Origin of the sequence: Kribbella lupini (assembly GCF_039529595.1) — a bacterium.
Taxonomy (GTDB): Bacteria; Actinomycetota; Actinomycetes; order Propionibacteriales; family Kribbellaceae; genus Kribbella; species Kribbella lupini.
The window spans coordinates 1,399,543-1,411,026 of the sequence record NZ_BAAANC010000003.1; the positions used below are offsets into that span (position 1 = coordinate 1,399,543).

The following is an 11,484-nucleotide window of genomic DNA, read 5'->3' on the forward strand; positions in this document are numbered from 1 at the left end:
CTCTGCTCACTACTGGGGACCGTTCTCCACGGCGTTCTGGAGCATCGTCTCATCGAGAGGCGGTGCGGAACGCCGTATCCACAGGAAGTACTCGACATTTCCGGACGGACCGGGCAACGGGCTGGCCGCGACGCCCTCGACGCCCCAGCCCAGTTCGGCCGCCTTCGCGGCGACTCCGCGGACGGCGTCGGCGCGCAGCTCGGGGTCCCGGACGACGCCGCCCTTGCCGAGGCGCTCCTTGCCGACCTCGAACTGCGGCTTCACCATCAGCACCAGGTCGCCGTCCGCCTTGACCACGCCGAGCAGCGCCGGCATCACCAAGGTGAGCGAGATGAAGCTGAGGTCGCTGACCACCAGGTCGACCGGCTCGCCGCCGATCGCCTCGAGGGTGAGCGTGCGGACGTTGGTCCGGTCCATCACGGTCACCCGGTCGTCAGTCTGCAGGGCCCAGACGAGCTGGCCGTAGCCGACGTCGACCGCGATCACGCTCGCGGCGTCGTTGCGCAGCAGTACGTCGGTGAAGCCGCCGGTCGACGCACCCGCGTCGAGGGCCCGCCGGCCTTTCACCTGGACGCCGCTGAACGCCTCCAGAGCGCCGATCAGCTTGTGCGCGCCGCGGCTCGCGTAGCCGGGGTCGTCGGTCTCGGACGTGTCGACGAGGATCGCGGCGTCCGCTCCCACGCCGGTGGCGGGCTTGGTCGCGACCGTGCCCGCGACCTTCACCTTCCCCGCCGCGACCAGCTCACTGGCATGCTCGCGGGAACGAGCCAGCCCACGCCGTACCAGCTCCGCATCGAGCCGAGACCGCTTGACGCCTCCCTTGGCCACGCGTCCCTTCCCGCTCAGCCCCGGTCGCCCGGCTCGGCGTCCGCCTCCACCAACGCCGCCTGCAACCGCTCGTGCAGCTCGGCGAAAACCTCCGCGTGCTCGCTCACCGGCAACTCCCGCAAGTCGTCGAGCCGAGCCATCGTCTCCTCCACCAACGGATGCACACCGTCGTCGTTGGCTTCGTACGAACGCTCCACCGGCGCCGGGCTGACGTCGCCTCGCGCCTCTTCGTAGGCAGTGTGCTCCACGGGCGCCCGCTCCTGAGCAGACACGGGCGAACCGTCCGCCGCGACCTGCTGGAAGCCTGGCACTGCAGGCGGCGCAGGGCGCGGCGCCGGCGGCTGAGCAGGCCGGGCCAACGGCGTACCGTCCGCAGACACCTGCTGGAAGCCAGGCACCGCAGGCGGCGTCGGCCGCGGCTGGACCGGCGTACCGTCGGCCGAGACTTGCTGGAAGCCTTCCACCGCAGGGGGCGCTGGACGCGGTACCGGCGGGCGAGCAGGCTCTGCGACCGGTGTGCCGTCCGCCGAGACCTGCTGGAAGCCCTCCACCGCAGGTGGTGTCGGCCTCGGGCTGTACGCCGGAGGTGGTGCGGGCTGGGACTTGGCGGCTTCTTCGGCCTCCAGCTCGGCCATCAGCTCAGCTTCGGCACGGCGTTCGGCCTCTTCGGCTTCGAGCTCCGCCTGGAACTCGGCTTCCGCCAAGCGCTCGGCCTCCTCGCGGGCAGACTCCAGCGAGGCCGCGAAGGTCTGCTCGGTGTCCTCGGGCTCCGGCTCGGTGTCGTAGTCGGGCACCGGGCGCTCCGAGGGCTCGGGGGCGAACCCGGGCTCGACGTCGGGGTCGAACGCGGGTGGCACCTGCTCACCGGGGTGGTCGGTCACGTCACGCCTTCTTCGCCGGAGCCTTCTTGGCCGTCTTCTTCGCCGGCGCGGCCGCCTTCTTCGCCACGGCGGCGGGCTTCTTCGCCGCGCTCTTGCGCACCGGCGGTTTCTGCAGCGGCACGGCCTTCTCGGCCGCGGCCGCCGCCGTACCGGCCGCTGTCGCCGCGGCGCTTCCGGCGACCCTCGCCTCGTCGGCCGCGGCACGCGCCTCGACCAGCTCCTTCTCGAGCTTGTCCACCCGTCGGCTGAGCACACCGACCTCCTCCTGCCGGACGAACCCGAGCCGCGACACCGCGCCCTCGACCTCGTTCGCCACGATCGCCTGCAGCAGCTGGCGGTTGCTCTTGCTGGTGGCAACGATCTCGTCGGCCAGGTCGGTGACCTTGGTGGTCAGCGCGTCGGCCCCCGTCTGCTGCAGCAGCGCCTTCGCCGCCTGTTGCGCCCGCTGCCGGGTCACCTCGGTCAGCCCGTTCGCCAGCTGTACGTAGCCGCGCAGTGCGTCCATCACCATGTCTGCCTCCTCGCGTCGTCCCCGCAACGGTATCGCGCCGCCCGCCTTACACCACCCCGGACGCCCTCCGCCACCCCGGACGCCCGGCCGGAACCCGGCACCTCGACCAGCAAACCGGGACCTGGGACACGAAACAGCATGTCCCAGGTCCCGGTTTCTTGGTCAAGGTCCCCAGAGCGAATCCGGACCTACTTGTCCAGCCCCACCCGGTGCAGTGCCGCGTCGATCGCGATCGAGCCCAGCGCCGGCCCAGGCTTCGGCAGCGGCCGGCGACCCCGGCCAACGGCCTTCGCGGCCGGCTTGGACTTCCCCGCCGGCTCATCGGTCGCCGTCCAGACCGCCGACAGGATCGCCCGCAGCCCGTCGTACGGCTCCCCTTCGCCCTTGATCGCGACCGCGCCGTTGACGACCTCGGCCGTCCAGCCGCCGCACGTGTGCTTCGGGCCGTCCACCTTCACGCCCGGCTGCTTCTGCGCCAGCGCACTCAGATCAGCGGCGATGTACGTCGGCCGCTCGTTCTTCGGCGCCCGCGCGAGATCGTGCGCGTCGTGCACGCCGGTCGCGACCCACAGGCTCGCGATCCCCACCGCGTGCGCACCGGCGATGTCGGAGTCGAGCCGGTCCCCGATCATCAGCGGGTTCTTCGCCTTCAGCCGCTCGATGCTCGTCTCCAGCAGCGGCGGCTCCGGCTTGCCGGCCACGACCGGGTCCACCTCGACCGCGGCGCGGATCGCCTGCACCAGCGTCCCGTTCCCCGGCGCCATCCCGCCCGCGGTCGGGATCGTCAGGTCGAGGTTCGTCGCGTACCACTTCGCGCCCTCGTTGATCGCGTGCGCGCCGTCGGCGAGCATCACCCAGCTCACGTCCGGGTGGAATCCCTGCGCCACCGCGACCGGGTGCGCGTCGCTCGACCGCACCGGCTTCAGGCCGTACTCCTCGAGCGCCGAGGTCAGCCCCTCGCCGCCGACGACGAGCACCGGCGACCCCTTCGGGAACTCCTCCGCGATCAGCTTCGCCGCGGCCTGCGCCGACGTGACCACGTCCTCGGCGATCACGTCCAGCCCGAACGACGCGAGGTGCTCGGCGACCACCACGGCCGGCCGGCTCGCGTTGTTGGTGATGTAGCCGATCCGCAGCCCCTCCTTGGCGGCCTTGCGGAGGTTCTCCGGCGCGTCCGGAACGGGGTCGGGCCCGACGTAGACGACCCCGTCGAGATCCAGCAGCGCCACGTCGTACCGGCTGGCGAGCGGTTCGTCACAAGCGGACAGTGGTGCTGGTGATTCGCGCTTGTCAGTCATCGGTCCCCCCGTACGATGCCGCCCATGTCTGATGCCACCTTGCGCCTCGAACCGTTGCGGGCCTGGCGGTTCGTCGCGGGCAAGGTGAGTGCGCTCGGTGCGGTCACGTCGCCGCCGTACGACGTGCTGGAACCGGCACTGGTCCGGCGGCTGACTGACTCTGATCTGCACAACATGGTGAGGCTCATCCTTCCACGCGACCCTGAACTCGGTTCCAGCCGGTACGACGGCGCCGCGCGGCGTCTGGTCGACTGGCAGCAGGCCGGGGTCGTCATCCAGGACAGGAGCCCTGCCCTCTACGTCTACGAGCAGCAGTTCCGGGGCGCTGTGCTCTGCGGACTGGTCGGCGCGCTCGCTCTCGATCCGGAGCGCCGGGTGGTGCTGCCGCACGAGAACGTGATGCCGCAGTGGGTCGACGACCGCTTCGAGCTGATGACCGCCACCGACGCCGACCTGGAGCCGATCCTGCTGGCGTACGGCGGCGGTGGCGCGGCCAGTGACGCCGTCGACGCGGCCCGCTCGGGTCACCCGTGGCTGGTGGCCGACACCGAGAACGGCGCCCACCACCGGATCTGGCGGATCGACGACCCGGACCAGCTGGCCATGATCGCGGCAGAACTGGCCCGGCACGAGGCGCTGATCGCCGACGGCCACCACCGGTACGCGGCGTACCTGGAGCGGGCCCGCCGAGAGCCACACCGCCCCGGCACGGCAGTAGGTCTCGCCATGCTGGTCGACAACGACAGGCACCCGCTGACCCTCGACCCGATCCACCGGCTCGTACCGGGCCTGTCGCTGGAGACAGTGGCACGCCGTACGCCGGACAGCTGGGAGGTGCTCCCCGGACGCGTCGACAACGTGCCGGACCGAGTGGCTGTCTCCGACGGGACCTCCTGGGTCACGCTGCGCTCTACTGCTCACCGGGTCGAGCCGACGGTCTCCCTGCTGCACGAGGAACTGCTGCCCGCGTGGGGCGTACCGGCCGACGACGTGACCTTCCACCACGCGCTCAGCGACGTACTGGCCCTGGCCGGCCCGTCGCAGGCCGCTGTGGAGCTCGTAGCGCCCCGGCTGGACCAGGTGCTGCAGTCCGCTGTCCGCGGCATCGTGCTGCCGCAGAAGGCGACGTCCTTCGGGCCGAAGCCGCGCGTCGGGCTGCTGTTCCGCACTCTCGGCTAGAGGATCCTCCAGGTCAGGCCGCGAACGCTGGAGGATCCTCCCTCCCGACCGAGGGTCCCGCGCTGCTTGAGTTGCCGTCATGCACATCACCGTGCCGGCACGATCCGGCCGAGCCGTCCAGCTTCAGCGCGGTACGTCGCTGCGGATCACCGACGTCGCCGGGCAACAGGTCGGTGACCTCTTCGCCTTCGCCGGCGACGAGCACCTGAGCGCGTCCCACACCCGTACGGCGACCAGCAGGCTCTTCCCCGCGCTCGGCGAGGCGTTCGTCACGAACCGCCGCCGCCCGATCCTCACCCTCGTCGAGGACACGTCGCCCGGTGAGCACGACCTGCTGATCGCCGCCTGCGACCCGACCCGGTACGCGGCGCTCGGCGTACCGGATCACCCGTCCTGCGCGCAGAACCTGACCCGGGCGCTGTTGGGTCTGGGCTACACGACGCCCTTCGTGCCCCAGCCGGTGAACGTGTTCATGCGCGTCCCGATCACCCCTGGTGGCGACCTGGAGTGGTTGCCCGCAGCAACCAACCCCGGTGACTCCCTCACCCTCAGGGCCGAGCTCGACTGCGTCGTCGTGCTGTCGGCCTGCCCGCAGGACCTGACCGTGATCAACGGATCAGGCCCGACCGATCTCGCTCTCGACGTCCTGGAGGACCTCCGATGACCGCTCATCCCGCCTTGTCCCCGGCCGTTCTCGGTCCGCTGCAGCTCCCGAACCGGCTCGCCGTCGCACCGATGACCCGGACGTCGGCAACGTCCGACGGCGTCCCGACCCCGGAGATGGCCGACTACTACGCCGGCTTCGCGGCCGGCGGTTTCGGCCTCGTCGTCACCGAGGGCACCTACACCGATCGCCTGTACAGCCAGGCGTATCTCAACCAGCCCGGCCTCGTCACCGCGGCGCACGTCGAGGGGTGGCGCGAGGTGACGAGCCAGGTCCACGCCAACGGCGGCCGGATCCTCGCCCAGCTGATGCATGCGGGCGCGATCTCGCAGGGCAACCCGTACGCCGACGGCACGGTCGGCCCGTCCGCGATCCAGCCGCTCGGCGAGATGATGCCCGACTACGGCGGCAGCGGCCCGTGGCCGGTCCCGCGTGAGCTGACAGCGGCGGATCTCGACCTCGTCGTCGAAGGCTTCGTGACGGCCGCGCTGAACGCCCTCGCCGCCGGGTTCGACGGCGTCGAGCTGCACGGCGCGAACGGCTACCTGCTCGACCAGTTCCTCACCGACTACACCAACCAGCGCACCGACGAGTACGGCGGTTCGGTGTCCAACCGCGTCCGGCTGATCGCGCGGATCACGGCGGCCGTCGTGGAGGCGGTGCCCGCGTCGTTCGTCGTCGGCGTCCGGTTGTCCCAGACCAAGGTGAACGATCTCGTCCACCGCTGGGCCGGCGGAGCCGCCGACGCCGCGGTGATCTTCCCGGCGGTGGCCGACGCCGGAGCGTCGTACCTGCACATCGCCAGCGAGGGGCGGAACTGGATCGACACGGCTCGGCTCGCGGGCGGCCAGACGATCACTGGGCTGGCCCGGCGGCTCACCGGTCTGCCCGTGATCGTCAACGGCGGCATGCACGACCCGGACCAGGCTGCTCAGGTCCTGAACGATGGCCACGCGGACCTGCTGGCGATCGCCCGCGGAGCCCTGGCCAACCCGGACCTGCCGCGACGCCTGGCGGAAGGCCGTGAGCTGGCGGCGTTCGACCGGGCGATGCTGCACCCCGCGGTCACGCTGGCGAACGCCCAGGCGTGGCAGGCTGTCAGGTCATGACCTGGTACGACGGCGCGGCAGCGGTGGCAGCACTCACGTTCGACGTGGACGCCGAGTCGCCGGTACTCGCCCGCGGCGGCCAGTACGCCGAGCACCTCACCACGATGTCGCACCAGTCGTACGGGCCGGACGTCGGCGTACCGAGGATCCTGGACCTGCTGGACGACCTGTCCGTCCCGGCGACGTTCTTCGTCCCTGGCTGGGTCGCCGAGCAGCGGCCCGGCCTGGCGGCGTCGATCGTCGAGCGCGGGCACGAGGTGGCCCACCACTCGTACAGCCATCGCCCGCCGACCTCACTGACACCGGCTGAGGAGCGGGACGATTTCGAACGGGCCCTGGCCGTGTTCGACGCGCAGGGCATCACCGTGAGCGGGCACCGGGCAGCGCTGTGGGAGGCGAGCCGGCAGACGCCTGCACTGGTGGCCGAGTACGGCCTCCTCTACGACTCGTCGCTGATGGGTGACGACCGGCCCTACCTGCTGGAGGCGGGCGGTGTGGTCGAGCTGCCGGTGCACTGGTCGCTGGACGACTGGGAGCAGTACGCGTACCTGCCGGCTCCGGAGATCGGCTCGGTGATCGAGTCGCCGCGCAAGGTGCTGGAGCTGTGGAAGGCCGAGCTGGACGGCATGCGCGTCTACCGCTGCCTGTTCATGCTGTGCCTGCACCCGTTCCTGTCCGGGCGGCCCGGCCGGCTGCTGGCGCTGCGGGAGCTGATCGAGTACGCCTTGTCCTGCGGGGATGTGAGCTTCACGAGCTGCCGCGACCTCGCCGTACGGGCTGCTGCAGATCAGTCGCTGGCGGTCCGGCCGGTGTCGTTGCCGGTGGTCGATCCGGCCGTCTACCCCTGAGCCAGCTCGTCGGCTTCCAGGGCCAAGTAGAGATCGACCCGGTCCTCGGTCCGTACGGCGTCGCGGCCGGTGAGCTCGGCGATCTTGGCCAGGCGGTTCCGCAGGGTGTTGACGTGGATGTAGAGGGCGGCGGCGGTTGCGGCGTACTGGCCGTCGTACTGGAGGAAGGCGCGCAGGGTGCTCTCCAGACCGGCGTCGCGCTTGCGGTCGTACTCGCGCAGCGGCTGCAGGACGCCGGCGGCGAAGCTGCGCAGGGTCTCCGGGTCCTGCAGACCGAGCAGCACGCGGTGGGTGCCCAGCTCGTTGAAGGTGGCTACTGACTGGCCTGGGCGGCGTCTGAGCACCTGGCAGGCCTTGCGGGCCTGGACCAGAGGCTCACGCAGCAGGTGCGCTGTGGGAGCTGGTTCGCCGAGGCCGATGACTGCACGCTGGTGCGGGAAGCGTTTGGAGATGGCCTGGCGCAGTTGGTCCGCCAGGTCGCGGGTGTCCTGCTGTGGGCGTTGCAGTACGGCGACGACGTCATGGCTGCCGCCGGCGACGACTACTGCAAGGCTCCGGTCGAGGAAGAAGGCTCCGACCGTCTCTGACAGGCCGGGCAGGGTGGCGTCGGAGTCTGCGAAGGCTGTGGCGAGGACCAGCAGTTCGCCGTACGGGTCGACGCCGAAGGCGCGCAGCCGGTCCGGGACCTCAGCGGCCCGCTGCGCTCCGGACAGGATCATGTCGAGCAGCTCGCTGGCGAACCGCAGCTCGATGGCCTGGACCGCCTGCTGCTTGGCGACCTCCAGGCTCAGGAACCGCGCGGCCTGGTCGAGCGCGTCCTGCTCGGCCCGGCTCAGCTCAGTGACTGGCTTCAGGCAGAGCAGTGCGGCGTCGGTGTCGCCTACTGCGCCGACCAGGAAGACGGTCGCCTTGCCGTGCTCGCCACCGAGGTCGATCTCCAGCGGCGGCGGGTGCCTGGTCAAACCGTCGGCAGCCAGCCGCAACTGCTCCGGCGACAGCGTCGTACCGGCCGACGCCAGCGGACGCGCCATCCGGTCGACCACGGCCAGCGGCAGGTCGTGCTCTCTCCTGAGCACAGCCAGTACGCCGGACGCGCCGGCGCCGTGCGAGATCGCCTGCGCGAGGGCGTCGCCGCGTCTGACCAGGTCGACGAGGGCTTCGCGACGCTGGTCGGCCTGGGTTGCCGAAGCGGCCTGGGTGACTGCGGTGAACGGGACGTCGACGGAGATCTGCAGCAGAGGGAGGCCGTGGGCTTCGCAGGCCTGGATCAGGTCGTCGGGTGTCTGCGGTGTCTCCGTGCGGAGGCCGAAGACGATGCCCGCGGCTCCAGCGCTGTGGACGGCCTCCACGAACGCGCTGCAGGTGGTGTCCGGCAGCCAGAGGCCGTTGGTGAGGACGATTTCGCCCTCCCGCAGGTACGGCGACGGGTCGGGCAGCTCGGTGTTGTGGACCCAGAGGGCTTCGCGCGTGAGCGCTCCGTCGGGGCCGGCGACGAGCAGGTCGAGCTCCAGCGAGGTGTCCTGCAGGAGCCCGGCCAGTGTCAGCACAGCTCGAATCTACCGAAACGACGAACGGCCCGGGTGGATGGTGATCGCTCACCTTCCACCCGGGCCGTTCTCCGGTGCTGCTGCTCAGTCCTTCTTGGCGTCGTCGACGTCCACGTCGACCTCACCGTCGAGCGCGTCGTCGACGATCACGTCGTCGTCCTCGTCGTCCTCGTCCTCGTCGGTGTCGTCGTCATCGGTGTCGTCGTCGCTGTCGTCCTCGTCGTCCGAGTCGGCCTCGTCAACGGGGTCTTCGTCCTCGTCGTCGGCGTCGCTGTCGTCAGCGTGGCTGTCGTCAGCGTCGTCGACCTCGACCTCGTCGATCTCGTCATCGTCGTCGGTGTCGACCTCGGAGTCGTCCTCGTCGGTGACCTCGATGATCGCGTCCTCGTCGTCCTCGTCGTCGAGGTCGGTGAAGTGCAGGCCCTCGAGCTCCGCGGCGCGCTCGGCGGCACCGGTGGAACCGTCCTGGTCGGAACCGGCGGCCCGGTGGAACCAGATCAGCGCGTCCTCGTCCCGGCCGGCCTCGGCCAGGGCGTCGGCGTACGCGTACCGCAGGCGCGGCAGCCAATCGGCGCGGGTGCGCTTGTTCAGCTCCGGCACCTCGAGGGTCTGGATCGCCGCGGCGGTCTGACCCATGTCACGCCGGGCGCCGGCCGCCACGATCAGCATCTCGATCTGGGTGGCTTCCTCGAGCTGCAGGACGATCGGCTCCCGCGACAACGCGAGCGCCTTCTCCGGCCGGCCGAGCGCACGCTCGCAGTCGGCCATCATCGCCAGCACCTCGTGGTTGCCGGTCATCCGCCGTACCGCGCGGAACTCGGTCAGCGCCTCGTCGTAGTGCTCAGCCAGGTACGCCGTGATGGCGACCGCCTCGCGGACTCCACCCAGTCGTGCCGCCAGCCGGCGCGCCACCCGGGCGTGCTGGTACGCGAGCTCCGGCTCGTCGTCCAGGAACCGTCCGGACGCGACCAGGTGCTGGGCGACCAGGTCGGCCAGGCTCCGCGGCAAGGACCGCAGCTCGGCCTTGACCCCACGGTCGAGCTCCGCACCGGTGATGCCGGCCGGAATCGCCGGGTCGTCGCGACGCGGACCAGCCTTCTCCTCGTCACGCCGGTCGTCCCGCCGGTTGTCGCGGCCCCGGACGTCTCGACGTCCCGCAACCCGCTCATCCCGCCGAGGACCACCGGTCCCGCGCTGATCACGCCCACCACGCTCCGGCCGCTGGAACCCACCGGACCGCGCACCGCCCCGGTCTCCACCGGACCGCTCGCCACCACGGGCCGCACCACGGTCATCACGCTGGAACGCACCGGACCGCTCACCGCCCCGCGCGGCACCGCGGTCATCACGCTGATACCCGCCGGAGCGCTCGCCACCACGGGCCGCGCCACGGTCGTCCCCCTGGAACCCACCGGACCGCTCACCGCCACGCGCCGCACCACGGTCGTCCCGCTGGTACCCGCTGCGGTCGTCGCGCTGGAAGCCTCCAGAACGCTCACCACCACGCGCGGCACCGCGGTCATCACGCTGATAGCCGGACCCGCCACGCGGAGCGTCCCGGTCGTCACGCCGGAACCCACCGTCACGCGGGCCACGGTCGTCCCGCTGGAAACCACCGGTCGGGCGTCCACCCGAGCGGTCGTCTCGCTGGAAGCCGCCCGTCGGGCGTCCACCCGAGCGGTCGTCTCGCTGGAAGCCGCCCGTCGGGCGTCCACCAGAGCGGTCGTCCCGCTGGAAGCCGCCGTCGCGGGATCCTCCACGGTCGTCGCGCCGGAAACCGCCCTCGCGAGCGCCTCCGCGGTCATCGCGCGAACCGCCGCGGTCGTCCCGGGAACCGCTACGGTCGTCACGACCGCCTGCGCGGTAACCACCGCGGTCGTCTCTCGATCTTCCACGGTCGTCGCGCTGTCCTCCGCGCGGACCAGCGGGACCGTCCTCACGGCGGTCGCGGCGGAAGCCGTCCTCGTCGCGCCGGCCGGGGCGCCCACCACGGTCGTCGCGGCGTGAGTCACCGGAGAGCTGTCCCTTGAAGGGATCGCGCTCTGCCTTGTCGTCCCCACGGGACCCGGCGAAGCCTCGTCGATTCTCACTGGGAGCGCCGTTCCGCGCCGCACCGGTACGAGGAGCGCCGCCACTGCGGGGGCCTCCACCCGTCCAGGGAGTTCCACCAGAACGCGGTGCACCACCACTCCGCGGTGCACCAGCACGGGGACTGTCTCCACGACCGGACGCGCCCCGGTAGCCGGAGCCACCGGAGGAACCGGAACCGCTGGATCCTCCCGAACTGCCGGCGCCGGACCGGCCACGGCCAGTGGAGTCGGAACGCCCACCGCCTGCTCGACCGGGACGGCCGGCTCCACCGGACGAACCACGGCGATCACCCGAGCCGGGACGGGGGTTACGAGGTGGCGTAGCCACGGTGACTCCTAACGGTCGTGCGTAGGTGTTGCGCTCAGACAGACAAAATACAGGGTCGTACGAACAGCTCCGGCCCCCACAAAATGTTAAGGGCCACCCCGGTGTGGGGTGGCCCTTAACAGTGTGAATGTCCGGCGACGTCCTACTCTCCCACGACCTCCCGGTCGCAGTACCATCGGCGCTGAAGGGCTTAACTTCCAG

11 protein-coding genes and 1 rRNA gene are annotated in these 11,484 nt (G+C 71.2%); 5 read left to right on the forward strand and 7 right to left on the reverse strand.

Annotated elements, in window-relative coordinates:
• Positions 1-9 precede the first annotated feature (9 nt).
• From ABD235_RS32910 to ABD235_RS32925, 4 genes are all read right to left on the reverse strand, one after another.
• Positions 10-828 (reverse strand): TlyA family RNA methyltransferase, encoded by an 819-nt coding sequence (locus ABD235_RS32910; protein ID WP_344181300.1) that lies wholly within the window; start codon positions 826-828, stop codon positions 10-12.
• 14 nt (positions 829-842) lie between these two features.
• Positions 843-1,709 (reverse strand): hypothetical protein, encoded by an 867-nt coding sequence (locus ABD235_RS32915; RefSeq protein WP_344181302.1) that lies wholly within the window; start codon positions 1,707-1,709, stop codon positions 843-845.
• Position 1,710: 1 nt separating this feature from the next.
• Positions 1,711-2,220 (reverse strand): phasin family protein, encoded by a 510-nt coding sequence (locus ABD235_RS32920; RefSeq protein WP_344181304.1) that lies wholly within the window; start codon positions 2,218-2,220, stop codon positions 1,711-1,713.
• Between the two features lie 188 nt (positions 2,221-2,408).
• Positions 2,409-3,518 carry an HAD-IIA family hydrolase gene (locus tag ABD235_RS32925; protein WP_344181305.1) on the reverse strand — a complete coding sequence of 370 codons (1,110 nt, stop codon included), beginning with the start codon at positions 3,516-3,518 and terminating at the stop codon, positions 2,409-2,411.
• Between the two features lie 24 nt (positions 3,519-3,542).
• On the opposite strand from ABD235_RS32925, the gene ABD235_RS32930 reads away from it, so the two are divergent.
• The 4 genes from ABD235_RS32930 to ABD235_RS32945 all read left to right on the forward strand — a co-directional run bounded on the left by ABD235_RS32930 (position 3,543) and on the right by ABD235_RS32945 (position 7,318).
• On the forward strand, positions 3,543-4,697 hold the full coding sequence (locus ABD235_RS32930; RefSeq protein WP_344181307.1) for a DUF1015 family protein: 1,155 nt from the start codon (positions 3,543-3,545) through the stop codon (positions 4,695-4,697).
• A 79-nt stretch (positions 4,698-4,776) separates the two neighbouring features.
• On the forward strand, positions 4,777-5,361 hold the full coding sequence (locus ABD235_RS32935; protein WP_344181309.1) for a DUF1989 domain-containing protein: 585 nt from the start codon (positions 4,777-4,779) through the stop codon (positions 5,359-5,361).
• Positions 5,358-6,470 (forward strand): oxidoreductase, encoded by a 1,113-nt coding sequence (locus tag ABD235_RS32940; RefSeq protein WP_344181311.1) that lies wholly within the window; start codon positions 5,358-5,360, stop codon positions 6,468-6,470. The genes ABD235_RS32935 and ABD235_RS32940 overlap by 4 nt, the downstream gene beginning before the upstream one ends.
• Positions 6,467-7,318, forward strand: a complete 852-nt coding sequence (locus tag ABD235_RS32945) for a polysaccharide deacetylase family protein (protein WP_344181313.1) — start codon at positions 6,467-6,469, stop codon at positions 7,316-7,318. The genes ABD235_RS32940 and ABD235_RS32945 overlap by 4 nt, the downstream gene beginning before the upstream one ends.
• On the opposite strand, the gene ABD235_RS32950 is transcribed toward ABD235_RS32945, so the two are convergent.
• Positions 7,309-8,865 (reverse strand): PucR family transcriptional regulator, encoded by a 1,557-nt coding sequence (locus ABD235_RS32950; RefSeq protein WP_344181315.1) that lies wholly within the window; start codon positions 8,863-8,865, stop codon positions 7,309-7,311. The two genes, ABD235_RS32945 and ABD235_RS32950, sit on opposite strands and share 10 nt — an antisense overlap.
• An 84-nt stretch (positions 8,866-8,949) precedes the next feature.
• Positions 8,950-9,873, reverse strand: a complete 924-nt coding sequence (locus ABD235_RS32955; protein WP_344181317.1) for a tetratricopeptide repeat protein — start codon at positions 9,871-9,873, stop codon at positions 8,950-8,952.
• On the opposite strand from ABD235_RS32955, the gene ABD235_RS32960 reads away from it, so the two are divergent.
• On the forward strand, positions 9,838-10,872 hold the full coding sequence (locus ABD235_RS32960; RefSeq protein WP_344181318.1) for a hypothetical protein: 1,035 nt from the start codon (positions 9,838-9,840) through the stop codon (positions 10,870-10,872). The two genes, ABD235_RS32955 and ABD235_RS32960, sit on opposite strands and share 36 nt — an antisense overlap.
• Positions 10,873-11,412: 540 nt before the next feature.
• Here the strand turns inward: ABD235_RS32960 and rrf are convergent.
• Positions 11,413-11,484 (reverse strand): 5S ribosomal RNA (rrf, locus tag ABD235_RS39965); the annotation flags it as partial.

Coding starts and splice junctions, on each gene's coding strand:
- ABD235_RS32945 (WP_344181313.1), top strand. CDS start 6,467: ATGACCTGGTACGACGGCGCGGCAGCGGTGGCAGCACTCACGTTCGAC.
- ABD235_RS32925 (WP_344181305.1), bottom strand. CDS start 3,518: ATGACTGACAAGCGCGAATCACCAGCACCACTGTCCGCTTGTGACGAA.
- ABD235_RS32940 (WP_344181311.1), top strand. CDS start 5,358: ATGACCGCTCATCCCGCCTTGTCCCCGGCCGTTCTCGGTCCGCTGCAG.
- ABD235_RS32920 (WP_344181304.1), bottom strand. CDS start 2,220: ATGGTGATGGACGCACTGCGCGGCTACGTACAGCTGGCGAACGGGCTG.
- ABD235_RS32930 (WP_344181307.1), top strand. CDS start 3,543: ATGTCTGATGCCACCTTGCGCCTCGAACCGTTGCGGGCCTGGCGGTTC.
- ABD235_RS32935 (WP_344181309.1), top strand. CDS start 4,777: ATGCACATCACCGTGCCGGCACGATCCGGCCGAGCCGTCCAGCTTCAG.